At 38.8% G+C, this 25,644-nt stretch carries 28 protein-coding genes and 2 riboswitches; of the genes, 6 read left to right on the forward strand and 22 right to left on the reverse strand.

Translation table 11 applies throughout. The features are described from left to right. Positions 1–19: 19 nt before the first annotated feature. The 4 genes from tenA to IGL86_RS10765 are packed head-to-tail and all read right to left on the reverse strand — an operon-like array spanning position 20 to position 3,277. Entirely contained in the window at positions 20–703 is a 684-nt protein-coding gene (tenA, locus tag IGL86_RS10750; protein ID WP_002359434.1) for a thiaminase II, read from the reverse strand. 11 nt (positions 704–714) lie between these two features. After that, positions 715–1,368: a CbiQ family ECF transporter T component gene (locus tag IGL86_RS10755; protein ID WP_033625347.1), complete on the reverse strand. Its 654-nt coding sequence runs from the start codon at positions 1,366–1,368 to the stop codon at positions 715–717. Then, positions 1,359–2,717: an ABC transporter ATP-binding protein gene (locus IGL86_RS10760; RefSeq protein WP_010823930.1), complete on the reverse strand. Its 1,359-nt coding sequence runs from the start codon at positions 2,715–2,717 to the stop codon at positions 1,359–1,361. The genes IGL86_RS10755 and IGL86_RS10760 overlap by 10 nt, the downstream gene beginning before the upstream one ends. Further along, positions 2,714–3,277 (reverse strand): ECF transporter S component, encoded by a 564-nt coding sequence (locus tag IGL86_RS10765; RefSeq protein WP_002359429.1) that lies wholly within the window; start codon positions 3,275–3,277, stop codon positions 2,714–2,716. The genes IGL86_RS10760 and IGL86_RS10765 overlap by 4 nt, the downstream gene beginning before the upstream one ends. 104 nt (positions 3,278–3,381) lie before the next feature. Beyond that, a riboswitch (TPP riboswitch) is annotated at positions 3,382–3,472 on the reverse strand. A gap of 178 nt (positions 3,473–3,650) precedes the next feature. On the opposite strand from IGL86_RS10765, the gene IGL86_RS10770 reads away from it, so the two are divergent. Beyond that, positions 3,651–4,436 carry a TraX family protein gene (locus tag IGL86_RS10770; protein ID WP_002356353.1) on the forward strand — a complete coding sequence of 262 codons (786 nt, stop codon included), beginning with the start codon at positions 3,651–3,653 and terminating at the stop codon, positions 4,434–4,436. 163 nt (positions 4,437–4,599) lie between these two features. After that, the gene (locus IGL86_RS10775; RefSeq protein WP_033625348.1) at positions 4,600–5,961 is read left to right on the forward strand and encodes an MFS transporter; all 1,362 of its coding nucleotides are present in this window, start codon (positions 4,600–4,602) and stop codon (positions 5,959–5,961) included. Positions 5,962–6,029: 68 nt separating this feature from the next. On the opposite strand, the gene IGL86_RS10780 is transcribed toward IGL86_RS10775, so the two are convergent. Continuing rightward, positions 6,030–7,202 (reverse strand): MFS transporter, encoded by a 1,173-nt coding sequence (locus IGL86_RS10780; RefSeq protein ID WP_033625349.1) that lies wholly within the window; start codon positions 7,200–7,202, stop codon positions 6,030–6,032. Between the two features lie 144 nt (positions 7,203–7,346). Here IGL86_RS10780 and IGL86_RS10785 point away from each other — a divergent pair, with 144 nt between their 5' ends. Beyond that, positions 7,347–7,703, forward strand: coding sequence for a winged helix-turn-helix transcriptional regulator (locus IGL86_RS10785; protein ID WP_002356348.1), 357 nt, complete (start codon positions 7,347–7,349; stop codon positions 7,701–7,703). Between the two features lie 92 nt (positions 7,704–7,795). Here IGL86_RS10785 and thiD read toward each other — a convergent pair whose 3' ends face one another. From thiD to galE, 8 genes are all read right to left on the reverse strand, one after another. Next, positions 7,796–8,626 (reverse strand): bifunctional hydroxymethylpyrimidine kinase/phosphomethylpyrimidine kinase, encoded by an 831-nt coding sequence (thiD, locus tag IGL86_RS10790; RefSeq protein ID WP_002362487.1) that lies wholly within the window; start codon positions 8,624–8,626, stop codon positions 7,796–7,798. Beyond that, on the reverse strand, positions 8,623–9,258 hold the full coding sequence (gene thiE, locus IGL86_RS10795; protein WP_033625350.1) for a thiamine phosphate synthase: 636 nt from the start codon (positions 9,256–9,258) through the stop codon (positions 8,623–8,625). Before thiE ends, thiD begins: the two co-directional genes overlap by 4 nt. Continuing rightward, on the reverse strand, positions 9,255–10,073 hold the full coding sequence (locus IGL86_RS10800) for a hydroxyethylthiazole kinase (protein ID WP_010707176.1): 819 nt from the start codon (positions 10,071–10,073) through the stop codon (positions 9,255–9,257). The genes thiE and IGL86_RS10800 overlap by 4 nt, the downstream gene beginning before the upstream one ends. Then, complete coding sequence (gene thiW / locus IGL86_RS10805; protein ID WP_002356342.1) at positions 10,057–10,545, reverse strand: energy coupling factor transporter S component ThiW; 489 nt, start codon at positions 10,543–10,545, stop codon at positions 10,057–10,059. The genes IGL86_RS10800 and thiW overlap by 17 nt, the downstream gene beginning before the upstream one ends. 140 nt (positions 10,546–10,685) lie before the next feature. Then, positions 10,686–10,774, reverse strand: a riboswitch (TPP riboswitch). A 147-nt stretch (positions 10,775–10,921) separates the two neighbouring features. Further along, entirely contained in the window at positions 10,922–11,236 is a 315-nt protein-coding gene (locus tag IGL86_RS10810; protein WP_002382484.1) for a YbaB/EbfC family nucleoid-associated protein, read from the reverse strand. Between the two features lie 20 nt (positions 11,237–11,256). Beyond that, positions 11,257–13,017 carry a DNA polymerase III subunit gamma/tau gene (gene dnaX, locus IGL86_RS10815; RefSeq protein ID WP_010709884.1) on the reverse strand — a complete coding sequence of 587 codons (1,761 nt, stop codon included), beginning with the start codon at positions 13,015–13,017 and terminating at the stop codon, positions 11,257–11,259. Between the two features lie 71 nt (positions 13,018–13,088). Further along, on the reverse strand, positions 13,089–14,339 hold the full coding sequence (locus IGL86_RS10820; RefSeq protein ID WP_050443820.1) for a UDP-glucose--hexose-1-phosphate uridylyltransferase: 1,251 nt from the start codon (positions 14,337–14,339) through the stop codon (positions 13,089–13,091). Then, positions 14,320–15,312: a UDP-glucose 4-epimerase GalE gene (gene galE / locus IGL86_RS10825; protein ID WP_002378649.1), complete on the reverse strand. Its 993-nt coding sequence runs from the start codon at positions 15,310–15,312 to the stop codon at positions 14,320–14,322. The genes IGL86_RS10820 and galE overlap by 20 nt, the downstream gene beginning before the upstream one ends. Positions 15,313–15,579: 267 nt before the next feature. On the opposite strand from galE, the gene IGL86_RS10830 reads away from it, so the two are divergent. Further along, positions 15,580–15,747, forward strand: coding sequence for a DUF3042 family protein (locus IGL86_RS10830; protein WP_002356337.1), 168 nt, complete (start codon positions 15,580–15,582; stop codon positions 15,745–15,747). 162 nt (positions 15,748–15,909) lie between these two features. On the opposite strand, the gene IGL86_RS10835 is transcribed toward IGL86_RS10830, so the two are convergent. From IGL86_RS10835 to IGL86_RS10870, 8 genes are all read right to left on the reverse strand, one after another. Next, on the reverse strand, positions 15,910–17,748 hold the full coding sequence (locus tag IGL86_RS10835; RefSeq protein ID WP_033625493.1) for an FAD/NAD(P)-binding protein: 1,839 nt from the start codon (positions 17,746–17,748) through the stop codon (positions 15,910–15,912). Between the two features lie 13 nt (positions 17,749–17,761). Then, a complete protein-coding gene (locus IGL86_RS10840; protein WP_002365077.1) occupies positions 17,762–18,112 on the reverse strand; it encodes a DUF488 domain-containing protein in 351 nt (116 codons plus the stop codon). A gap of 121 nt (positions 18,113–18,233) precedes the next feature. Then, complete coding sequence (locus tag IGL86_RS10845; RefSeq protein WP_002356334.1) at positions 18,234–18,632, reverse strand: rhodanese-like domain-containing protein; 399 nt, start codon at positions 18,630–18,632, stop codon at positions 18,234–18,236. Between the two features lie 15 nt (positions 18,633–18,647). Then, on the reverse strand, positions 18,648–19,619 hold the full coding sequence (locus tag IGL86_RS10850) for an ROK family glucokinase (RefSeq protein ID WP_002356333.1): 972 nt from the start codon (positions 19,617–19,619) through the stop codon (positions 18,648–18,650). After that, positions 19,620–19,838, reverse strand: a complete 219-nt coding sequence (locus tag IGL86_RS10855) for a YqgQ family protein (protein WP_002356332.1) — start codon at positions 19,836–19,838, stop codon at positions 19,620–19,622. A 17-nt stretch (positions 19,839–19,855) separates the two neighbouring features. After that, the gene (locus IGL86_RS10860) at positions 19,856–20,566 is read right to left on the reverse strand and encodes a rhomboid family intramembrane serine protease (RefSeq protein ID WP_002362481.1); all 711 of its coding nucleotides are present in this window, start codon (positions 20,564–20,566) and stop codon (positions 19,856–19,858) included. A gap of 10 nt (positions 20,567–20,576) precedes the next feature. Then, on the reverse strand, positions 20,577–21,119 hold the full coding sequence (locus IGL86_RS10865) for a 5-formyltetrahydrofolate cyclo-ligase (protein WP_002384041.1): 543 nt from the start codon (positions 21,117–21,119) through the stop codon (positions 20,577–20,579). Between the two features lie 87 nt (positions 21,120–21,206). Next, positions 21,207–21,977 (reverse strand): alpha/beta fold hydrolase, encoded by a 771-nt coding sequence (locus IGL86_RS10870; protein ID WP_010707173.1) that lies wholly within the window; start codon positions 21,975–21,977, stop codon positions 21,207–21,209. A 165-nt stretch (positions 21,978–22,142) separates the two neighbouring features. Here IGL86_RS10870 and IGL86_RS10875 point away from each other — a divergent pair, with 165 nt between their 5' ends. Both IGL86_RS10875 and IGL86_RS10880 read left to right on the forward strand, forming a co-directional pair. Next, complete coding sequence (locus IGL86_RS10875; RefSeq protein ID WP_002356327.1) at positions 22,143–22,718, forward strand: DUF805 domain-containing protein; 576 nt, start codon at positions 22,143–22,145, stop codon at positions 22,716–22,718. 90 nt (positions 22,719–22,808) lie between these two features. Further along, on the forward strand, positions 22,809–24,380 hold the full coding sequence (locus IGL86_RS10880; RefSeq protein WP_033625494.1) for a membrane protein: 1,572 nt from the start codon (positions 22,809–22,811) through the stop codon (positions 24,378–24,380). Between the two features lie 87 nt (positions 24,381–24,467). Here IGL86_RS10880 and IGL86_RS10885 read toward each other — a convergent pair whose 3' ends face one another. Further along, the gene (locus tag IGL86_RS10885) at positions 24,468–25,634 is read right to left on the reverse strand and encodes a CHAP domain-containing protein (RefSeq protein ID WP_002370554.1); all 1,167 of its coding nucleotides are present in this window, start codon (positions 25,632–25,634) and stop codon (positions 24,468–24,470) included. Positions 25,635–25,644 lie beyond the last annotated feature (10 nt).

A 25,644-nucleotide genomic window follows, 5' to 3' on the forward strand; every position in this document is an offset into this window, starting at 1 on the left:
CTATTTTGATAAATTTATTTTACCACATGTTCATCTCTTCTTTTTGTATCCAGGTTTCGTGTGTATAGGCCATTTCCCAAAAAGCGTATTCCATCTCACTGCTGATAACAAAAGCGGTGATCATAGCTGCTTGTTCTTGTGGTGAACTTTCTTCATATAATTGGTCTAACAGTTGGCGTTCCTCTTGGACGTGTTGGTACGCTTCCTCCCCAGCATAGGTTTCAATCCAACGTTGGTACAGTGGCTCTGGTGAGTGTTGTTTGACTAACTGTGCACCAATTTCTTGATAGAGCCAAGAACAAGGCAACATACTTGCTGCGGCCGTCTTAGGCGTTCCTTCAATAAGTTGGCGATACATATGAGAAACATAGTGATAAGCGGTTGGTGCAATCGGTGTCGCTGCAACTTCTTCTTCCGTAATCGCTAGTTCTTCAAAAAAAGTTTCACGAATAGCTAATTCGCCCAACGCGAGATTTTCCGCATTTGTTAAGAGTAATTTTTTCAATCGAGGTTGTTGCGTTTGTGCCGCAATCAAGCGATAAAGTTGACTAAAGTGTTTTAAATAGTAATGATCTTGAATTAAATAGTAGCGAAAAATCGTTGGACTCAAGGTTCCTTCATGTAACTCTGTGATAAAAGGATGCTGAAAACTTCCTTGCCAAGAAGCTTGCGCTTGATCTTTGGCTTGTTCTGTAAATGTCATAGGTTTCTCCTTTACGTTAGAAAAATAAACAAATTGGTAAAAATGATGATCAAAATAGCAAGCCCCAGACTGACTTTTGCTGACACAAAATGCTCTTTTCGACTTCTGGTGGCTCCTTCTTCATAGCCATGGGCAGACATTGCTTCAGTATATTTATCTCGCCAAGAAACAGCAACGAGCAGTGTTTTAACATAAAGCATCGGCGACCAAAAATGAAACGTTTTGCCACGGAGTAGGCTTGCTTCTTTTAAATCATTAATTTCTCTTTTCACTTCCGGTAAGGCGTGAACCACCACTAAAATTCCATAAACAAAGTTCGGTGCTAGCCCCTTTTGTTCCAATAACAACAATAATTCTTCAAAATCAACGCCTACAGCAAAAGCTAGTCCTAAACCGGCAAAGGCATACGTTCGACTAAACAAAAGCCAGGCTTGTTGACTACTCGTACCATACAAATAAATAGACCAAAACGTCCCGATTGCTGGTAAAAGTGGCAAGAAAAATAACCAAAGCAGTAAGCGGGATTTTCGCTGGCCTATTAAAAAAATGACACAACCCATAAAAACCGCCAAATTTGCCAAAATTGACTGAGAAAAAGATAATTCAAAGGTCAAAATAAGAATCAAAGAAGCATAAATTGCTGCATTTGTTTGCTTTATTTGCATGTGGTTCCCTCCTGCCAGATAATCAGTTGTTGCTGCAGCAATTCTATTCGGTAATTGCTCACGCCAGAGAGAGGTTCTAGCCGATGCGTGACGATTAGAAAATCTTGTTGCGCACTTTTTTCTTTGATCCATTCAACAAAATAATTGCATGCTCGCTCATCTAATCCAGCAAAAGGTTCATCTAAAAGTAAACAGTCCAAATCTAAGCTCAGCAAACTAATTAATTGCACCATCTTTTTTTGCCCTTCACTTAGTTGAAAAACACTGTGCTCTAGTTTTTCTTTTAAACCTAAAAAAGTTAAGGCTTCCTCTTGTTTTCTTCTTTTTTCTGCTGTCATGTTCTGACCAAACAAAAGCTCTTCTCGTAAAGTCAACGTGACAAACTGACGATTGGCTTGTTGCACCGCTAATGTCATGTGTTGATACAATTTTTTTGAAGCCCGCAAGCGGCGGCCTGCCAAGAACATTTTTCCTTGATATTTTTGTCTCTGAACGATGGCTTTTAATAAGGTGGATTTTCCCGCCCCATTTGGCCCCGTCAACGTGGTAATTCCTTTAAACAAAAGCGCTTCTTTTTCTTCAAGTAGCACTCGTTTTCCCTGAGACAAACGAAAATTTTTCAATTGGAGCATTGGTTGTTTTACCACAGAAGTTGTAAGCTGAAATGTCTGTGGTTTTGTTTTGATAAACGTCAACGGTTGCTTTTCAAACTGGCCATTTTTCAACGTGACGACTTGGTCCACAACATCAGCGTAATCGCTGAAATCGTGGTCGCACACCAAAATCGTTTTGCCTGCTTGATGGAGTCTTGCTAATATTTGAATAAATTGTTTTCGAGAGGTTGGATCAATACTTGCAAAAGGTTCATCTAATAAAAGAATATCTGGGTTCATTGCTAGCAGAACTGTCAACGCCGCTTTTTGTTTTTCACCACCAGATAACGTAGCTAATTCTCGTGTGAATAAGGTTTGAGTCTGAACAAGTTGAAGCGCTGTTTGGATTTTTCGATTCATTTCTTCAGGCGAGATTCCTAAATTTTCTAAAGCAAAAATCAGTTCTCGTTCCAAGGTTTTCATTGTAAATTGTTGACTGGGATTTTGAAACAGCATGCCAATTTTTTGCGCCTTTTCACGAGTTGATAATTGTCGGCGTTCTATTCCTTCAATCAAAATTTCTCCTTGGTAATCAAGCGGAGCAAATCCGGCAATCAATCGTAAGAGCGTTGATTTTCCACTACCACTATCGCCAATTAATAAGGAAAACGTTCCTTGAGGAATTGCTAAATTTGTCTTTTCAAACAAGGGTTGTTCTCGTGAAAAGGATACAGCTTTTAATTGGATACTATTCATTTTGCCTTCACAGCTAACCCTTGCGCAGACTGATACATTCGTAAAATAACTTTCGTTAAGAAAATACCAAAGAAACAAATGGAAACGAACCGAACGCTAATTAAAGCAATGTTCATCCCCAGACCGTAATTGCCATAACCAAACTTAAAGTATTCATACACATAACTAAAAATAGTCGTCCCAATCGCACTATAAAATAACGTGAGTGTATCGTACCGTTTGTAGCGTGTCACAAAAAAGCCACTTTCACTACCTAGGCCTTGAATCACACCAGAAATTAATACACTAGGTCCGAAATACGAACCATAAAGCATTTCTGCCAAAGCGGCTAAAACTTCCGCCAAAACAGCACTTCCCGCTCGTGGAATCAGCATCGCTGCAATTGGTGCCACCATGGTCCACATTCCAAATAAAAGCTCATTGGCAAATGGACTCAGTCCTAATGGTAACAGCGCAGCATTCAATAACGCATAGAGGAACCCTGCCCCCATAAAAACACCGCCAAACAAAAAGGCTAAAAAAGCGAGTAAGACGACTTGTTGCAATGACCATTTTTTCAATAAAAAAACTCCTTTCTCTTAACAAAAAGCAAAAGGAGTGACTTAAATAAACCCTGATAAAAGAAAACACACTCATCCTAGGACAGAATGAGTGCGTGAAAAATCAAAGTAAATCGGCATTTCCCTGCGACAGTACTAACTGCATCAGGTTCAATGGGTATCATCTCAGCCATAACAGCACCCCAAATGTTTTTTATTAAAATGTACTTTTACTATAGCATAGAATAATTATAAAAACTAGTCTTGGCACTTTTTTCTTTCATCAAAAGCTGAAGAAATCAAACAATTTTGTAAGATAACTGTTAGGCAAATAAATGGTTGGTTTTTCTGGACTTTGTTATATTGTTCTTTATGAAAGAGAGGCGTTTATACTATGGGTAAAACATTAACTGGCTTTCACTTGAAAGTCATTGGGGTTATTTCAATGGTCTTTGACCATCTATTGCAATTTTTTAGTTTTTTAGGCGTGCCTGGTTGGTTCGGATGGATTGGACGAATTGCTGCACCTATTTTCTTATTTGAAAGTTCTGAAGGCTTCATTCACACAAGCAATCGGCGAAAATACATGTTCCGGTTATTGTTAGGCTTCTGGATTATGGGGATTCTGAACGGCATTTTAAATGCGTATTTTTCAACAGGTGGCTTAATTATCAATAATATTTTTGGGACGTTATTTTTAGGTACGGTCTACATGCAGTCTATGGACTATTTTAAACAAAAACAAATTGGTAAAGGGCTTCTTTGGTTTATTGTGCCTTTATTAATCAGTGCCCTACCTCTCGTTGTTTTTAGTTCTCCAGACATATTAAGCAACCCTGCTATCTTAATTGGTTTCCAAATTTTCAATCTGATTGTGCCATCACTAATGATGACAGAAGGTGGGTTTTTATTTGTTCTCTTGGCCGTAGCTTTTTATTTATTCCATGGCAAAAAGTGGTTACAAATTTCAGCAATTGGCGTTGTTGCGTTGATTTCAGCAGCCAGCTATAATTTCCAAGAACTATTCGGGGTGAACCACCAATGGATGATGATTTTAGCAGCGATTCCAATTGTTCTTTATAATGGTGAAAAAGGCCGTGGCATGCGGAATTTCTTTTATATTTTCTATCCAGCTCACATTGCTATTTTTGCAATTATTAGTTTCTTCATGCAACGTTAATTATTTTCTGCTTGACGATAGCCTAAAAACTGTTTACAATGCAACATGTAAACAAATCGTACAGATAACACGCAAGTTGCGTGTCGAGAGAGAGGCGGTTTCTATTCTTATAGAAACTGCTTCTATTTTTTTACGAAAAAATGAAAACTATAGAGGTGATTAAATGGAACAAAAAAACGTACGATTATTCCCTGCCGTTTTAGCGACAGGAATTATGTCTTTTGCTGGCGTATTAATTGAAACAGCAATGAATGTAACCTTTCCGACATTAACAAAGGAATTTGGTGTTTCCACCGGTACCGTGCAGTGGGTGACAACGATTTATTTATTAGTTATTTCTATCATGGTGCCCTTATCCAATTATTTATTAAAAACCTATTCGTTAAGACGCTTATTTATTGTTGCGAATCTTTTCTTTTTGATTGGTTTAGCGATTGATGTCTATTCGCCATCTTTCAGTATCTTGTTATTAGGCCGACTCTTCCAAGGGGCTAGCACTGGGATTGCTTTGCCACTGATGTTTCATATTATTTTGAACTTTACCCCGCTGGAAAAACGAGGAACGATGATGGGGGTAGGCACATTGACCACTTCAATTGCTCCAGCCATTGGTCCAACGTATGGTGGAATCTTAACATCTTCCCTATCTTGGCACGCCATCTTTTTATTCTTAATTCCTGTTTTACTACTTTCTTTGTTTATGGGATTATCTGCTATTCCAGAAATACCTGTTAAAAAAACCACCACTCTTGATTTGGTTAGTTTAATTGGTATTGCCCTGTTATTTAGTGGTTTGTTGATGTTTTTAAGTAAAATTGGCACATTGTTTGGCTGGCTTTCACTTCTGGCAGCCGTTATTGGCTTTGTTATTTTTTATAAACGAGCAACGACCGCTGAACAGCCACTAGTACGTTTGACAATTTTAAAAAATCCCTCCTTCGTTTTATTTTTATGTGGCTTTTTAGTTTGTCAATTCTTATTGTTAGGTATTTCCTTTGTCTTACCAAACTTTGTTCAAATCGTCCTTGGAAAAAATGCGTTTGTAGCTGGGCTAGTCATGCTGCCAGGTGCTACAGTTGGGGCCATTTTGGCACCACTTTCTGGACGAGTGTTGGATCAATACGGCGCTAAAAAACCTATATTATTTGGCTTAAGTTTGGCGACAATCGGTTGGCTAGCTTTAACAATTTTACTAGAGATGCCTGTTTTATTAGGATTCGTCGCTGGACATGTTACCTATATGATTGGTCTAGGTTTTGCATACAGTAATATGATGACGACTGGTATGAGCTTGTTAGAGGAGAAAGATTTTGGCGACGGCAATACGTTATTTAATACACTTCAACAATTTTCTGGCGCTATTGCGACGGCCATTGTAGCGACGATTATTAATATCGCTCAAGACCACGCAGATAATTTTGCTCTGGGGACAACAACGGGCTCACTCATTTCTCTGATTTTCTTGTTAACCTTATTAGTAATTGTTTTAATTGCTTGCTGGAATTATTTCCGCAAAAAAGCTTAAAAAAAAGCAGCTGGTCCGTTCCGTAGTGACCAGCTGCTTTTTTTAGTTTTCTAAAGATAGTTGTTTTTTTATGCTTCTTGCTTCCGAATATAAAGTACGAACAAGACAGCAATTAGCACGATAAAACCACCAAAAATCGGTGTATATGTTACTGATAAATGATCTGTGACCACCCCACCTGTCATTGAGCCAACGGTAATCCCAATATTAAAGGCTGCAATATTAAAAGCTGAGGCCAAAGTGATATCTTCTGGAACATACTTTTCCGCTAATTCTACAACATATAGTTGTAAACCAGGTACATTCATAAAGGCAAATAGACCCAACATCAAACTTGCTAATAAGCCTAGAAGACTGTTATCCATTAAAACAGTAATAAATAAAAAGACTAAGGACAGAATTAATAAGCTAAACATTTTTACTAACGAATCTAAGGGTTTTTTATTTGCCCAGTGACCACCTACTGTATTGCCAATTGCGACCATTACGCCATAAACAACTAAAATAATCACTACCGCGTTGGCTGAAAAGCCTAAATTTTCCAATAACGGTGACAAGTACGTATATGCAGCAAACGTTCCACCATAACCAAAAGCAGTAATTAGAAAAGATAAAACGAGGGGTTTGTTCGTAAAAATCCGCGTGATTCCTTTTAAGTCAACCTTCCCTGGTATCGGTAAATTTTTGGGAACTAAAAAATAACTAGCAATCAGTCCCACCAAGCCAATACTGGCTATAAAAAGAAAGGACATATGCCAAGCTGTTTGTTGCCCAATAAACGTCCCTAAAGGTACACCAGTCACTGTTGCAACCGTTAAGCCCGTAAACATAATAGCAATGGCGCTGGCACGACGTGATGGCGGCACAACATCTGCGGCGATGACAGTCGAAACAGACATGAAAATGCCATGCGCCAATGCAGAAAGTATCCGCCCTACCAATAAAATAATAAACGTTGGCGCAAACGCAGCAATTAAATTCCCACTAATGAAAAGAAGCATAATCCCCAGCATTAATGAGCGACGATTCCATTTTCCTGTCAAAATTGTTAATAACGGCGCCCCAATCGTCACACCTAAAGCGTACAAAGAAACAGTCAAACCTGCTTGGGAAAGACTAATATGAAAACTTTTAACAATCATTGGTAATAAACCCACACTTATAAATTCTGTTGAACCGATTGCGAAAGCATTGATAGCTAATGCAAAGAGCGTTAAATTTGGTGAAATTTTCTTTTCCATTCTCTTCCTCCTAAAAAACATTTGAATTTCAACAAAAATTACTATATACTAAGATTGAATTTTTGATAAGTACCTACTTTTTTGTATCATAGGTACCTTTTAGTAACTTTTGTTTATTATCAATCTATTAAGGAGGAATGTTTTTTGGAAACTCGTACATATGCGATTGGTGTCGAAGCAACGATGGATGTTATTGGTGGCAAATGGAAGCCAATTATTCTGTGTAATTTACGGCACGGTGCCATGCGCCCCAGCGATTTAAAACGCGGCATTACTGGCATTAGTCAAAAAATGCTGACACAACAATTACGGGAACTCGAAGAAGACAACATTATCGAGCGAAAAGTTTACAACCAAGTTCCACCAAAAGTCGAATATTATTTAAGCGATTATGGTCAAAGCCTCTCTGCTGTCTTAGATAACTTATGTAATTGGGGAGAATCCCACGTGGCTCATTTGCAAGAACAAGGCCAAGAAATTTATTTAAAATGTGAAGATTAGTGAACAAAACGTTTATAAACTATATTAAGAGGGAACTTTAAGCTATTTAAAGCCTGGGGAAAAATCATTTTAGATTTTTCCCCAGGCTCTTCTTATGCTTTAATAACTTGAATATCTTGCGTTAATTGGGCCCAATGATTAGTAGGTCCGTGACCATGTCCAACAGAGATTGCTTGGCTAATGGCCCCTTGTATAAACTGTTTGCCAATCACAATCGCCGCTTCTAACGGCGTGCCTTTTGCTAATTCGGCTGCGATACACGCTGAAAAAGTATCTCCTGTTCCATGAGTATTTTTCGTTACAATTCGTGGTGCACTTAGCCAAAAGCTCGAACCGTCTTCCATTAACACATAATCAGCCGCTTGTTGATTTGTGCTATGTCCGCCTTTCATAATAATATTTTTTGTGCCCAATTGCTGTAATTTTTTTGCTGCGGTCTGCATTTCTTGTTCTGTTTTGATGGTCGTCTCTAGTAAAACTTCCGCTTCTGGTAAATTAGGTGTCACGACCGTTGCTAATGGCAACAGTTGCTCTTTAATCGTTTGAACTGCCTCGGCTTCTAACAAATGATGTCCACCTTTAGCCACCATTACAGGATCGACAATCAACGGACCAAAATCAACTTTCTGCAAATTGCGAACAACAGCTTCGACACGCTCACTATCTGCTAACATCCCCGTTTTCGCTGCCCCAATTTTAAAATCAGCCGCCAGTGATTGAAATTGTGCATCAATAAATGAACTAGGAATCGGTAAGCTATCTTGCACGCCATACGTATTTTGTGCCGTCAATGCAATGACAATATTTAAGCCAAATGCCTGCCGTGCTTGAAATGTTTTTAAATCTGCTTGCATGCCAGCTCCCCCACCAGAATCAGAACCAGCAATCGTGACTACTTGTGGGGTCAAATTATATTCGGTCATTTTCTCGCCTCCAACATTCGCTCCATTACACGCATCAACCCTTGAACTTTCTCGGTTATCTGTTCAGCCAGCATAATTTCACTGACCAGTGAAACACCAGCCACTCCCGTTCCCATAAGTTGTTCTATATTCTCTTCTTTGATTCCACCAATCGCTACAACAGGAATCGTGACTGCTGCGGCAATTTCAGAAAGTGTCTGCAAAGAAGTTAACGGACTGTCCTTAGTCGTTGTGGGGAAAATTGCGCCCACGCCTAAATAATCGGCGCCCTCGTTTTCCGCTTCAACTCCTCGTGCCACCGTTTTGGCTGAAACACCTACGATTTTTGTGGACCCAACCAGTTTTCGCACAAGAGCAACCGGTAATTCATCATCCCCTATATGCACACCTGCCGCATCCACTGCCAAGCAAATATCGACACGATCATTAATAATCAACGGAATCTGATACGTATCTGTTATCGCTTTAACTTTCACTGCTAATTCGTAAAAGCGCCGTGTTGACACTTCCTTTTCGCGCAGTTGGACCAATGTCACTCCACTGCGACAAGCAGTTTCAATTCGTTTTAAAAATTCAGTATCACTAAAATCATACCGTCCTGTCACCAAATAAACTTTCAATTGCTCTCTCATAGCACTCGTCCTTTCACCGCCTCAAACCAATCCTTCTCCTTCATTAAAAGAGATAACTGATTTAACGTATTTTGACGAAAATCGGCCAGCCCTTGGCTCTTAGTCTGGGCTTTTTCTCCGCAAAGATTAAAATAGCTCACTGCGGCTACTGCCGCAGTCATTGGCGCGTTGCCTTCACCTAATAAAGCGGCAACTAATGCGCCGACTAAATCGCCCGTGCCAGTGAAACAATCCAACTCAGGAACGCCATTTTGTAAGACAATCACTTGCTCTTGACTAACCAAGACATCTTGAATCCCTGTTGCTAAAAATACCGTCTGGGGAAACTTTTTCGTTTGTTGACGTAAAGCCTGAATCAGTTCCTCAACTGCTTCTTCACTTTGATCCAAAGGGCTGCCATCCACTCCTCGGCCATGACTCACCAACTGGCAAAAAGTCCGCATTTCTGAAAGATTCCCTTTCACAACGGTTGGCTGATTGTGCACCAGCTTTTCCCCGACTTCATTACGAATATCACTAGCGCCATAACCAACTAAATCGACTACGGTCGGTTTATTCACTTGCCGAGCATAATCACTAGCTGCTAACAAGCTCTGCTCTCGTTCTTGTGATAAATGGCCTAAATTCAAAACCAAGGCACTGGTTTGCTGAAACAACTGCGGAAATTCCCGGGGATCATCTGCCATAATGGGTTTAGCATCAATATAAAGTAATGCATTCGCCATAGACTCACACGTAATTTCATTCGTAATGCACTGAATTAATGGTGCCGTTGTTAGTGGAAAAATCGTTTCAAACTTAACGCTTGTTTTCATAAAAGTACCCTCCCAAAAATAATTCCTGTGTTTGTTTAAATACTCGAGTTTCTTTCAGTTTTACTAAGACAAGCCAAGCAATCACTGAACCAATCAGTGTGGCACCAATAAATCGTGGTGTATAAATGAACCAATAAAAATTCTGCTTACTGCCAGTAAACCAAACCATTACAGGATAGGACAATAACGAGCCAATGATGCCTGTACCAAAAATTTCCCCTAGCATCGACCAGCCTAATTTTTGTCCCCATTGATAAAATAAACCAGCAAAAAATGCGCCAAAGACGGCACCTGTTAACGCTAATGGCGGAATACCTAAGAATGTCATACGGATTAAGCCGCAGACAAGTGCCATGAGCGTTCCGTAAAGAGGACCTAATAAAACTCCGGCAATAATGTTCATGACACTGGACATAGGGGCCATTCCCTCAATTCGCATTAACGGCGATAATACAACGTCCATCGCAATCATTAAAGCCAGTAACGTAACTCTGTGGATTCGATTTTTTTCCACGTAAAAAAACTCCTTTCTGCGAGAAGCAAAAGGAGGCGCGACTGAAAAAGACAGAAAAACCCAACCACAAATAAACGTAGTTGGGTGCAATAATCGGTCAAAATTTCAAGACATTTCCCTGCGCCAGTCCTAACTGTTTCAGGTTCCATGGGTATAATCTCAGCTAATAGCACCCCAAATGTTTCTCTTCAATTGGCTTTAGTATAGCATAGTTTTTTGGAAGCGACTACTAAAATTGCCAAAGAGTTTTCCCACAAAAATAGAAAAAACGTCATGCCCAAAAAGTTCGATTTTTTTGGCATGACGTTTTTCATACTTTCGTTGGTCTTATTTTTTAGAATCCTGGCATTCCTTTGGTGTATTTACCTAAAGTTGCTTCAGTTTCTTTTTCAATTTTTACTAACGCATCGTTGACAGCCATAATGACTAAATCTTGTAACATATCAACGTCTTCAGGATCAACCACGTCTTCTTTAATGGTCAAATCTTTCATTGTGCGATCACCAGTAAAGGTCGCTGTCACAAGTTGATTGGTTGCTTCACCGATAAATTCTTTTTCATTTAGCGCTTCTTGCGCTTTGGCCATTTCTTTTTGCATTTTTTGTACTTGTTTCATCATGCCTTGCATGTTGCCCATTCCTCGCATCATAATTCCTCTACTCCTTCGTATTAATCATCTAGTACTTCGACAAGCTCTTCACCAAACATAGCGATTGCTTCATCTACTACTGGATTTTCTTGTGAATGTTCATTTGTTACAGGCGGTTCGTCCGCTAGACGAGCCATTTCATTTTCAGGTTCAGAATGATTCAAACTGCCCTGATTTTGGTTAATAAAACTTTGTCTTAGTTTTGGCCAGCTTTCTCTAGTAATGCAGACCATCTCTGGTGTATAGTCCATCAAACGGCTTAAATTATTATTGAAAGCTAACTGCATCTCTTCATCGTCTGTTGCACGAGCACAAACAATCTCATAGTCAAATGCCACCACGATGCCCTTAGGACTCGCTGCGACAGGTTCACTAGCTTTGAGCATCGCTCGTTGAGTCACAGATAATGTTTGTAGTAAGTCTTCCCAGACATTTTTCACATTCATTAAATGTGTTCTAGTCGCTTCGTTTAGGACTTGATATACGCGTTCTGTGGGTACACGGAACGAACTTTTTGGCGCTTGTGGTCGTGCTTGTTGACGTGGCGCATCTGCTTCTTTGGCAGTTACACCGTGTTTCTTTAATTCAGCCAGTTCTTTCTTCAGTTGCCCGATTTGATTTTGTAAATCTGCTAATTCTGGATTTCCCTCTGCACTACCATCTTGATTAGCTGTTTCTGGCGTGTTGTGTTTATTGGGTTGCACCGTTTTAGCTAATTTGACAGTGGCTACTTCCAGATAGATATTCGCATTGTTGGTAAAGCGGATCTCATTTTGTGTGTCACTTAAAATTTGGATTAGTTGGTAGATTTTTTCAGCAGGTGTTTGTGTAGCTAGTTCCTTAAATGCTTCTGTCAAAGTTCCTGCTTTTTCTGCTAATAACTTCGGTGCTTGCTGATACATCAGCAAATCTCGACAATATAATAACAAATCTTCTAAGAAACGGCGCGCTTCTTTACCTTCGCCTAAAATACTTTCCAAGCCTTCTAATGCTCGTTCAACATCACCGGCGACACAACACTGAATATAATGATCCATCATTTCATAGGTTAGGCTGCCTGTCACTTGCATTGCATCTTCCAGTGTTACTTTTTCATCACTAAATGAAATCGTTTGATCCAAGATACTCAAGGCATCTCGCATCCCACCTTCCGCAGCACGTCCAATCACATAAAGGGCTTGTTCCTCATAATCGAGAGCCATTTCCTGCATGATATGGGCCATATGATCGACGATATCTTGCGTACTAATTCGCTTAAAATCAAAGCGTTGCGTCCGTGAGATAATCGTTAACGGAATCTTGTGTGGTTCAGTCGTTGCTAAGATAAAAATAACATTTTGTGGCGGTTCTTCCAAGGTTTTTAAAAGTGCATTGAACGCGCCTGTTGATAGCATATGAACTTCATCAATAATATAAACTTTGTACTCGGCTTGTGTCGGTGCATACTTTGCTTTATCACGAATATCACGGATTTCTTCCACGCCATTATTACTCGCCGCATCAATTTCAATGACATCATTTAAACGACCTTCCGTAATGGCTACACAGGTTTCACAAACATTACAAGGTTCACCATCTTGACTATGTTTACAGTTAATCGCTTTAGCAAAAATTTTTGCGGCACTGGTTTTACCTGTACCACGAGGGCCAGTAAATAAATAGGCATGAGATGTTTTCTTTTGCACTATCGCATTTTTCAGTGTCTGAGTAATTGCTTTTTGTCCTACTACGTCATCGAAACGTTGTGAACGCCAGACCCGATAAAGTGCTTGATAAGCCATTTTTTACCCTCCCTTATTTTTCATTCTTATCTATTATACGTGATTTTTAGTCATTCGGCATCTTTTTTCTTTTAATGAGTCACTGGCGCAACCATTGCTAAAAAAGCCGCTTTTCCTTCACTTGTTTCTGCAAACGCACTGGCTTCTTTTAATCGCTGTTGATACGCTGAAGCGACAGTTTCAAGTGCCTGCGTTTTCTGGTTGTTCCAAGTCGTTAAACCTTGGACTTCTGCTAACGTTAACGAAGGCTTTGCTTGAGGTCGACTAAAAATTAAGTCCATGACATATAAAAGTTCTTTTCGTCGGGCAACGATTTGTATCTCATCCGTTGGCAGTTTTAGCATTTGCCATTGCTCAAAAATATCATTTGCGGCTTGGGCAACTTCTGACGCATTCGGTCCCTCTAGGCGAAATGTCGCAACTGGCCATTTCACCATTCCTGCGTTGATTAAAGGATAGTTAGCTAACTCAACATATTCTGAAATGCTCGCTTCGGCTAATGGAAATTGTTGCAAACCCGTTTGATAATAGACATGCTCATCTTGTTCAAAGTGAGCATCAATCCCAGCAAAATAATGAGGAAAGACCTCAACAATTTTCAACAATTGCTGAAAAGTCTTAATTGAACGTTTCGCTGCCTGATGTTTTTCAAACGCAATCACACCTTGTTGCTGATATTGTGCCTGTTTTACAAAGGAAAACCCCCAGCTTTCGCCATCTAAGTTCATTCGAATCACTCGATGGTTCGTAGTCGCAGGAAATTGCTGACTTCCCTGGTAGCCTTCTGTTGCCATGCACCATTCACAGCGGGGATAGCTTTGTGCAGAGAGCGTTGCTTTTGGCGCCTCACCGTGGACCTTATTTGCTAAAAAATCACCATAGACTGTTGAAAAAACAACAGGTTCTTCCTGTTCAATGACCGTACCGTTTTTTTGACAAAGTTGGTAAAAATACTCGGTAGCCTCTTGTGGCTCTTTGGCATAATGTTGTGCAAAAAAAGCATTAACCACAGAAGGTGGCGGTGTCAACAAATCCATCAATTGCACCACGAACTGTTCTTTTTGTTGCTCTGTTTTTACAAGTTGGTTGGCACTCGCAACTTGACACAATTGTTCCGCCAAATCAGCGGCGGGTGTTGCCACAGGCCGTATGTCTACTTCGCCTAATTCTTGTTCACCAATCATTGATAATAAACGGTTCTGAAGATATAAGCGATCCAATTCCATCCAACCACCTGCTTGAATAGCAAATGTGGTAAAATCGGCAATCATTTGACTCGTGGTCATCGATTCATTCCTCCTATTACTTTTCTTGATATCCATGTGGATGAGCTTGGTGCCATTGCCAAGCGGTGGCGATAATATCCTTGACCTCAGTTACTTCTGGTTGCCAGCCTAAAACTCGTTTGGCTTTTTCACTAGAAGCAATTAACGTACTAGGATCCCCTGCTCGGCGTGGCGCGATTGTCGCAGGAATTTCTTGGCCTGTCACTTCGCGAGCAGCATCTAACATTTCTTTAACAGAATAGCCGTTGTTGCTTCCCAGGTTAAAGACGTCACTTTCGCCGCCATTTTTCAAATATTCTAAAGCCAAAATATGTGCTGCAATCAAGTCTTCAATATAAACATAATCTCGAATGCACGTGCCATCAGGTGTATCATAATCATCCCCAAAAATACTTAGCTCTGCTCGTTGGCCCAATGCCACTTGTAAAATAATTGGCACAATATGCGTTTCTGGCGTGTGATCCTCACCAATTGAGGCATCTTTTTTTGCTCCCGCAACATTAAAATAACGCAAAGCAACATATTTCATTCCATAAGCGTTGTCGCACCATTTCATGATTTTTTCCATCATTAATTTACTTTCCCCATACGGGTTTTTAGGATTCGTTGGGGTTTCTTCTGTAATAGGCATTGCTTTTGGTTCGCCATAAGTGGCCGCTGTGGAAGAAAAAACAATGTGTTTCACTCCGAATTCTTGCATGACTTCCAAGGCAATTTGAGTGCCGTGAACATTGTTATTGAAATACATTAACGGTTGCTCCACGGATTCTCCTACTAAAGAATTGGCCGCAAAGTGTAACACCCCTTCAATTGATTCCTTTTCAAAGACACTACGTAAAAAAGCTTTATCACGAATATCGCCTTCATAGAAAGTCGCTTGTTCATGAACTGCTGAACGATGCCCCGTTAATAAATTATCAACAACAACAACGGCATATCCTTTTGAAATTAATTGATCGACGGCATGTGAGCCAATGTAGCCTGCGCCGCCTAATACTAAAATAGACATAAATACGCTCCTTTTACTCCCTAATTTCTTTTTCTATTGTACCATTAAATAAGGTTTACTTCTGAATTATTTCATTTTGTAAACAGGATTTAATTTGGCCATTTCTCCTTATTCATTTTTCCTATAAAAATACAGAAAAGACTTGGTAAATTTTAACAAATCTCTAAATTAGTCGTAGAGTTTATGAAAAATCATTGTAACTATTGGATTTTTTTGCTTTTTTCCGTCATAATAGAAACAAATACAATTTGAAAGAAGGAATGAACGATGAAAAAATTTGTATCAGGTATGTTAGTCGGTACTGCTATCACAGTTGCTGCTTTAGCCGGTGTGGCTACAACTATTAAAAAAACAGTCATTGATCCAATTGAAGAAAAAGAAGATATGATTGAAGAAAACCGTAAAAAAGCGATGCGTAAACGTATTGCACGTTAAAAAATAGCTGTGACGTTGAGATAAAAAATCTAACGGCAAGAAATCAACAGGAGCGCTTCTGGCTTGGTTGATTCTCTTAAGCATAACAAGTGGTCATCCATCAAAGCGATGGATGACCACTTGTTATGCTTTCTTTTTTACCAAAGGAGCTGACTATTTTTCTTAACTATTAAAAATAGTGGCAGCAATCCGATCCATATCGCGCATATTCCAAGGATCCACACCCGGACGAGCTGCAGCGGCTGTTAACCAATGAATCCCTTCTGTTGGAATACCACAACTAAAAAGGCCTGTCGCCACCTGTCCATCTTTTGTGATGACTTGATTCGTGGCAGGCACAATCAAGAGTGCACCTGTTTTGACTATTTGACCATCGGCTAATGCCAGTTGATGGAGCGTAGCTAGCTTATCGGCTAACAACTGCCTCGTTAAAGGATTCAAACTTTTTTCATTATTGACTTTAGGAATGCGCGCTTCAATTAAAAAGTGACTATTATACCGATTTTCCGGAAACAAATTAGCATAAGTAATAAATTGACCCGCTTTCATTTCGACACGCATTTCTGGCCCCAGAATCGTGACTAATCCCAGTTCAACTAACGCCTGTAGCTCTTCTGTTCTTTCAACAGAAGGTCCCACTGACAAAAAGGTATTCAACGGGGTAAACCAATGCCACAACCACTTTTGACTCTCGTCATTCGTTAATAACCCCTCATCCAAAACAAAGCGAATCTGATCTCTTAAATCTTTTAAACTGTCTAAAGCAGTGGTCAAAGGACCGCTAAGATTGCCTTTCTCTGCTTCTTGAATATCCCATTTTAAATACTCTAGTAAAAACGAACGAAAACTTTCATGAGTGGTTTTCTTTGTTTCAGGATGTTCTAACGCTTGCCAATCAAACCAATCTTGTTTTTCAAAGTGGGCTAAGCTTTCCGGCGCTCCCTTGGTTTGAATAAACAGCTGTTGAAAGGCCTCTTTAGAAAGATGCGGATATTTTTCTTCGATTAAGCAAGTGTAATACACATATTCCACTTCTTTTTTTAAATACCCAAAAAACTCTGCGCCTGTAACCTGTCCTTTTTTACGACATTCAGCTAAATACGTTTCGGTTAAAAAAACAGGCTGATAGGTTTCCCCGTAGCCTTTTTGATTATTCCCTCGAGGATGAGAAGGAAAACCGCGACCAGAACCAGCAATAATAATAGGCTCTCTTCCAGAAGGTTCATAACGTAAGCGGCCATTTTGACGAGAAAAAACACCCCCGCGGCCAATCGTCAAGGCAGATAAATAGTCAAAAAATGCCAAACCTAAGCCTTTTAACACAACAGGTTGTTTTGCGGGTATATTGGCAAGTGCCAATAAAGCATCCGCCGCATTTTTAGGAGAAGAATAAAACAAACGATGCTCCTTGGCGTAGTCCGCAAGCTCTTGTTCAACAGTCGTTAATTCATTTTCTTGGTGACCCATGGCTAAAATTACTTTGTCTGCCGTAAACTCAATGGATTGGGTGTACACATAATAGTTATCCTCTCCTGACCGTACAGCAGTTACTGGCTCTTTAAAAAACGTCAGCGATGTTTGTTCGTTACACCGCGTGGCTAAATACGTATAAAACCATTTTTGGTACATGCCATAAAAAGCCCTCGAGCAGTGATCATTCGGTCCAAGGCGATGACATTCTTTCAACAACTCAAGATAATTATAGGGTTGTTGCTGTTGAATGTACTGCGCAGCTTCTGCTTGGGTCCATTCATAGAGAGTGGGGCCCTTGACAATTGGTCCTTCGCCACTAAAAGATTCATCTGTAAATAAAGTGACTTGGCTAATCACGGTGTTCATTAATAAATAATTAGGTTGCTCTGCTCGCCAAATTTTCCCACCTGGACCGTATGGATCAAACAACGTGAGCTGAACATTTATTTCCGTTTTACGAGCCCATTCAATGACTCGTTCTGCAGCTGATAAGCCTCTGGGTCCAGCACCTACAATTGCAATTTTCATCCAATCACCTACTCTATTTTTCTAATAATTCTTTTAAGACAACCGCTTGATTATGCACTGTATCTTTCGCCCCATAGACCAGCGTGACTACTGGCTGATTTTTTACAATCGTCTGTAACTGCTTAAACGCTGTGGCAGTTGGCTCATGTTTCAATTCTTCTTGGTATTTTTGTTTAAACTCGGGATATTTATTTACTTCATGATTAAACCATTTCCGTAGCTCTGTACTTGGGGCCACTTCTTTGAGCCATTCATCTAACTTTTCAGATTCCTTGGATTTTCCTCGTGGCCAAATACGGTCAACTAAAACACGGTAGCCATCTTGCTCTGTCGGTGCTTCATATGCTCGCTTGATTTGAATCATCTGCCTTCACCTCTTCTCTTTATTGTAGCTCAAAAAGTGAGGACTGACAAAAAGCAGCATCTCTATTAAACTTTCCTATACAAAAAGAGTTGGTCTCAATGAAGACCAACTCTTTTTGTTATTAACTATTTCTCTTTTTCACTTTCCCAGTCCAGCCATCATAGCCGCCTTTTAAAATATAAATATCAGTATAGCCATTTTTGCGTAATAAATTAGCTGCTCGGATACTTAAAGCTTTCTTCTGATCATAAAGATAAACAGGTTGATCCTTACGAAGAGAACCAATTGTTGTTTTTAACATGCTGTATGGCATGCTGCGCGCCCCTAAAATATGCCCAGCATCAAATGTATCTTTCTCACGAACGTCAATCACTTGTGCTTTACGCATTGTTTCTTTAAATTCTTCTTCCGTCAGCATTTTTGCTGAACGTTTCACCATAATTTTCAAATATAATTCATTGAATACCATCGCTAGTACAATAACTAGCAAAATACCATTGATTACCCATAAAATACTCATTCTAAAAAGCCCTCTCTATTTCTCTTTTGAAAATTGTAATGCTAGTGAAGCGGCACCAATGACGCCGGCCTCATTACCTAGCTCTGCTAATTTGATTTTTGTACTATTTCGAACTTGCGGGAAAGTAAATTCTTGGAAATATTTTTCGACACGACTACGTAAAAATTCTCCTGCTGCAGAAACACCTCCACCGATAACCACGCTATCTGGATTTAACGTGTTACCTAAGTTTCCTGTGGCTAAGCCTAAATAGAAACAAACACGATCCACAACCATTAAAGCAAAATGATCGCCTTTTTCAGCAAATTCAAAAACATCTTTACTCGAAACATCTTGTCCATCATCAATCGCTTGTTTCAGTTCAGAGTCACCTGCAAACTCTTCTGATAAATGACGTGCAACACGAACGACACCAGTGGCGCTAGAAACAGTTTCTAAACAGCCACGTTTCCCACAGGTACAGTCAAAGCCGTTAGGATCAACCGTCACATGCCCAACTTCACCAGCACAGCCAGCAACACCGTGGAGCAATTCTCCCGCTGCAACAATGCCTCCGCCAACACCTGTTCCTAAAGTAATAAAAATCACGTCGGGATTGTTTTCCCCCGCGCCCTTCCAACGCTCACCTAAAGCGGCAACATTGGCATCATTATCTAATGCAAACGGAATTCCTAAAGCAGATTCGATTTGTTCTTTGACAGGCTGTACAGTCGTCCAGTTTAAATTATAGGCACCTACAACAGTTCCTTTTTCAATGTCGACACTTCCTGGTGTTCCCATACCAATTCCCACAAAATCTTCTTTTTTCATATTATAAAGATCTATACGGTGACGAATACTTTCAATAATTGATGGCACAATATGCTTGCCATCTTCTAAAATATTCGTTTCAATACTCCATTTTTGTTGAACAACGCCATCGGTTGTTAAAATAGCAAATTTGATGGTCGTTCCACCTAAATCAATCCCAATAATCTTCTTATCCATTTAGTCGATTCCTTTCTGCTTCCCTCTAGATTCTTCTATTCGATGCTCTCTTTGCAAAATATGCCGGGCCTGTAAATACGTATCTCGGTCTACCAATTGACCTTCATACAATTTTTTTAATTCAATCATCATTAACTCAATATCATAAATCCGTGCACCGACATAAATATACATCCCAAACTGTTTAAAAAGTTGTTGTACATCATATAACGTTTCCATACGAAAACACTTCCTTATTATACAGGTAAACCGTATTTTTTAAAACCCAATAACAGACAAATTACGACAAGAAAAATAAAAATTAACGTGGCCATAATTCGCTCGTGCTTATTAAATGCTTCTTCACGATTTGGAACAGCAAAAGCCGTCGCGACTAATAGTCCACCGATTAGACCGCCAACATGACCCATCATATCTACAGAGCTACTAAACAAGTTAAATAACAAATTAATCACAATAAACATTGAATAGCGTTGCACCATATACATAATCGCTGGATTGTCTCTAAAATGGCGTCCTAAAATAACAAATGCGCCAAACAAACCAAAAAGCGCTGTACTAGCACCCGCTGAGACACTGTTGGGTGTCCCAAAGGCAAAACTGGCGATATTTCCAGCAATCCCACTCAATAAATAAATTCCCAAATAGCGCCAATGCCCATAAATTGCCTCAACCTGTGCGCCGATATAATAAAGAGTAACCATATTCAAAATAATATGCATAAACCCAATGTGAAGAAACATTGGCGTGATAAACCGCCAGTATTCATGATTTTGAGCTACCAGTGGACGAACCATTGCCCCCCAATTAACTAAGTTTAAAATATTTTCTGATCCTCCAGTTAATTCCAATCCAAGGAAAACAATGATTGAAATACCTAAAAGGGCATACGTAATGAACGGCTGATTTTTTAGCCGTTTCAATTTCATTTCTGTTTGATAATTCATTCCATTCCTCCTATTGTATAAATAATTGTTCGATTGGCTGATCAAACGCTTCTGGTTGCCATTGTTCATGGAGTTGTTCACTAAAAACTAAACTACATGAATGGCCCGAAAAATGTTCCAAATAACGATCATAAAAACCACCGCCGAAGCCTATTCGATAGCCAGCCCGATTGAAAACAATCCCTGGCACAATCAATAAATCAATCGCTGTAGCTGTTATTTCTGCCGCTGTTAACGGAGGTTCTTCCACGCCAAATGCACTGGTGTCATAAACCGTCTCTGGAAAGACTTGATAAAAGTGCATTTTGCCTCCTTTAAATGTTCGCGGCACCGCCACTTGCTTGCTCTCTTGCATGGCCCGCTCGAAAATTGGCTGTGTTGATAATTCTAGCGGTAACGACCGAATCATTCCGATTGTTTGTGCTTGTTGCCATTGCTGACTAGCAAACAACTGTTCATAGAGACTTGATTCTTTATGTTGTTTAATTTCTGGATGTTGTTTTAGCCATTCTAGGGCAGTTAAGCCCACTTTTCTCAACTTGTTTTTCTCCATGTACACCTTCAACCCCTTTTCTGTTAAGTTTATAGAAAGTGTTCTTAAAAAACAAGCTGATTCCCCTTTTCTCTTTGAAAAATCCCGTTATTTTTCTAACGTTTTTGACGCTTCTTTAAAAAAGTCAGCAACCAAATCCATTGTTTCTCCTTTCACTAAATGCCGCTCACCGATTTCCGTTATAAATTGCGTATTTCTCGCATACGTTTTCCCAGACACTAATTGTTCAAAATCAGCCATGTCTTCATAGGGAATTTTTTCATCTTCCGTTCCATGCCAAAACAGCATCGGTCGTTCTTGTAGTCTTTCTGGCGTTTGTGATAAATCGTATTGATGTACCCAACTTAGCAACAGTGGCAAGTCTTTAGGTACAAAAATAGCAAATTCTTTCGCCCGTTGAATCACTCGCTGAATATAGCGCGCCGGATAGGGTGTTCCCATTAAGCAAGCAGCAGCTTGAATCTCAGGATGTTGGGTCATAAGAGCGCTAGTAGTAATACCGCCCATGGATACACCACCTACGCCAATCCAATTTTCTTTAATCAACCCTAATTTATGAAAATGATGGATAATTACTGGAAATTCAATTAAATTATATTGAATGCTACTCCAAAATGTAATCGAAGGAATCGTGGAAATAGGTCCTGTTTTTCTTTCTCCATGGTTCATGGCATCTGGTAAAATGACCCGAAACCCCTCGTGTGCTAATTTTCTTGCTTGTGTTAAAGATAATTCTTTAGCTGATTGCCAACCATGATAGTAAACAATTAAAGGTAATGCTTCGTTTTTTTGCTCTTCTGTTGTCACTTCTAATGCTGGAATTTTTGCTATGTAGCGATGTCTAATACTGATTTTCATTCATGATTCCTCCATTATAAAATATCTTCTCTTATTTTACCGTTTTTTGATAAAACCTGCTCCTTATATGATTTATCAAAAAAATCACAAAATATGCGAATTCGCATTTTCCTATTTTATTACTTTCCGTTATAATCATTTTATTAAATACAAAGGGGTGTTTTTATGGTTAAAATTGAGGAAAAAGGTAAAGTAACATTTGGACAAGCTTTTAAAGATTATTTTCGTGGATATGTTGATTTTAAAGGTCGGACCACACGTGCTGGTTATTGGTGGATGACATTGGTATTAAGCATTTTAGCACTTATTTTTTATATTGCCATTGTCGGCAAAGCCGTGTCAGCAATTTTAGCAGCTGAATATTTTGAAACCTATGATTTTGGAAACTTATTACCGTTGATGCTTTTTGCACTTGTTTTATGGTTAGCTTTATTATTACCAACGTGGGCAATGTGTGTCCGTCGGTATCGTGATGCTGGGATGACAGGTTGGGGCGTGCTTGTTTTATATCTACTTTCTATTGCCTGTAGCTATACACAAGTTTTCTCTGTTATGTCAACACTGAAATATGATGTTCAAACAGATACTGTGATAACAGGTGGCAGTCCCGTCTTCTTATTTTTCACTCTTGTGATTAGTCTGTTTTTCTTCTTACTAACAGTCTTACCGACAGATAAACTAACAACAACTAGCCAAAATAGCGTCTTACGCTTCTTCTTCCGTTACAAAGAAGTGAAGTAAGGAAAAGTTTTAAGCCTTTCTTTTAAAAGAAGGGCTTTTTTCTTATTTTAAAATCTTTATGATAAAATAAGAACTAGTCTAGCTAAAAAAATGGAAGGAGAAAATATGGCTACTTTTAAACGGATTCTGAATCTAGAAAATTATATTTTTAGTTTTTTTATTTTATTTGTCTTTTACGGCGCAATTAACTCTCCCTATTCGCTGGTAAAAATTCTTTGGGGAAAGCCTAAGCACTTGCTTGTTTTACTTCCTCTATTAATTATTCTATTGTTGATTATTTATAAAAACAAAAAATTTCTTTACACTAAGATTCAAGCGCTCTGGCACTTAATAAAAACCCATGATCGTGTGGTTATTATTGGTAGTTTGATCAGTTTATTTTTACTACAACTTTTACTCCTGACGCAGATTACTGTGCCGATTGGCTGGGATGTTTTTGACAACTTTCATAGTATTACCACTGAAAATAAGGATTATTCAAAAATCGTACTTTCTTTAAACCCCAATAACGAATTTTTCTTTTTCATGATGTATTACCTGAATAAATTTTTGCGTTTCATTGATGTAACAGAGAGCTGGAGCAATACTTGGTTTAGTTGGCAAGTGGTTAATTGCTTGTTTATTAATAGCAGTTTATTTCTCTTTTATCATGCCTCTAAACGTGTCTTTAATCCATTAACCGCCTTCGTTGCTTACAGTTTATTTTTTCTTTCTTTCGGATTGTCTCCATGGTTACTCACGCCTTATACAGATACGGCCGTCTTATTGTTCATCAACCTAGTCTTTTTTGCATATAGCCTTTTTGACCAAGTTTCCCCTCCCTTCGTAAAATATTGTTTATTACTGTTTATTGGAATTGGCCTAGCTTGGTGTTTTTTAATGAAACCTTCGTCTATTATCTTTTTTATTGCATTTAGTTGTATCAAAGTGCTACAACTTCTTTTAGTAAATCGGAACAAACAGTCTATCGTAAAATTAACCGTGGTTGCTCTCTTTTTACTGACTGGTTTCGCCAGCGCATATTATAGTTTTCAATTTTTTGTGGAAAAACAAACGATTACGGAAATCGATAAAGAACAAGCCAAACCTTGGACACTTTTTGTAATGATGGGTTTGACTGGAACTGGCGGTTACAATGATGCAGATACACAAGCAGTAAATCAGTTGCCTACACAAGAAGCCAAAAAAGCTTATACCATAAAAATGATTCAAGACCGTTTAAAAAATAAAGGATTCTTCGGTTATCTCCGTTTTCTGGCTCAAAAAAATCGTCATAATACTGCCAATGGTGATTTTGACTGGGGTTGGGATGGCGGTGATTTAATCCCAGAAACACCTTCTAAAAATCGTTGGCAAGAACACTTGCGGTCACTGTATTATCCGCAAAATCCCAAAAGTAACTATCTACGAATTTATATGCATTTTTTCTATTTACTCACATTACTAGGTCTATTGTTCAGTATCCCTCTAAAAGATTCAAAAAATAACTACGCGATTTTAAAATTAGCTTTCATTGGAGGTATTCTGTATTTATTGCTCTTTGAAGGCGGCCGCTCTCGCTATCTAATCCAGTTTATGCCGTTTTGGTACTTGTTATCAGCGAGTGGTTGGCTGGGGTTGAGAGAGAAAATCAATGCAAAAACCATCTGTGAATTAGAATAAGTAGTCACTATGTATTATATAAATAGAAAAAAATAGAGCGGATTTACCGCTCTATTTTTTTCTAACATATCACTAGGTTCTTTTTTACTACTTTTTAACATCCTGTTCTAGTACCCAAGACATTAATTCTTTTAATAAAAATGCTTTTTTAGATTTGCTTTGTGTGACATTTTTAATTTCCATCACTGTATATGATTTTCCTTTAAGACTACTTGGAATTGTTTCCCCAGTCTGATATGCACTAGCAGTCTCCAATAACATAACTTTATCTCCAATTTTAATATCAGTCGCTTGTGCATCATCTAAAAATGCTTTTTCGTCGATCCAACCAATATTATCCATGTAATAATATGCACCCTTTTTCCCAGTCACTTTTACTTCTTTATTGATATAATCAGCACTGACACCAAATCTTGTCACCCCTTTAAACCAAGGGAATTGGTCAACAGTGAAACCAGCTCTTTTAACAACCATTGTTTTATTGATAGTCTCAACTTCTTCAAACCCTTTAAAGTCTGTCCAGCCTTTTGTTTGAGGACTATATAAGTAACTTCCCATTTGCTGTGTCAAATCAATAACTCTTCCAGCAAAACTATCAATGCCATTGATTTTAATGTAACCTTTCTTTCCCCAAGGTAATGTATCCACAGTATATTTTACATCTTTTTTCACCATAACTCTTTTATTAATCTCTACCATTTCTTCTTCTCCTTCTGGTTTTGTATTTTGATTTGGATTCCATCCAGTATAATAGCGACTTAAGTCAATGAAAGTAACACCCGTTAAACTGTTAAACGTACTCAATGGATGAGTAGTTACTACAGTTCCATTGTTAGGATATACTCCATCTAATCCGCCAAATGTCGAACCAAAATTAGCTTCACCTGTAATTACTGTATTTCCATCAATACCTAGAACGATACCAGTATGTCCAGCACCTTGTGTATAGTAATTGTTATTCCATGGTGTTATTGAAAATAAAGAAAATGCCTTTGGAATGTTACTCTTTACTAATTTTCCTTTATTTGCATTTAACACAAAATCTACCGTTTGATAACCATTCCCGCTTTGTGTTGGCAAAGTTAAATTAGTACAATTCTTTAAGAACCATGTAGTAAATAGAGTACAATTTGAGTGTGATGATGGCGAACCACCATAAGTTCCATAATAGACACCTGGATAAGACGGCAAATTAGTATCTAAATACTTCTGCATAAATGTTTTTGCTTGATTTTTTGTTAAACCTGTTGCCATTGTTGTTCCT

The sequence above is a fragment of the Enterococcus sp. DIV0774 genome, assembly GCF_050539095.1.
GTDB classification, from domain to species: Bacteria; Bacillota; Bacilli; order Lactobacillales; family Enterococcaceae; genus Enterococcus; species Enterococcus faecalis.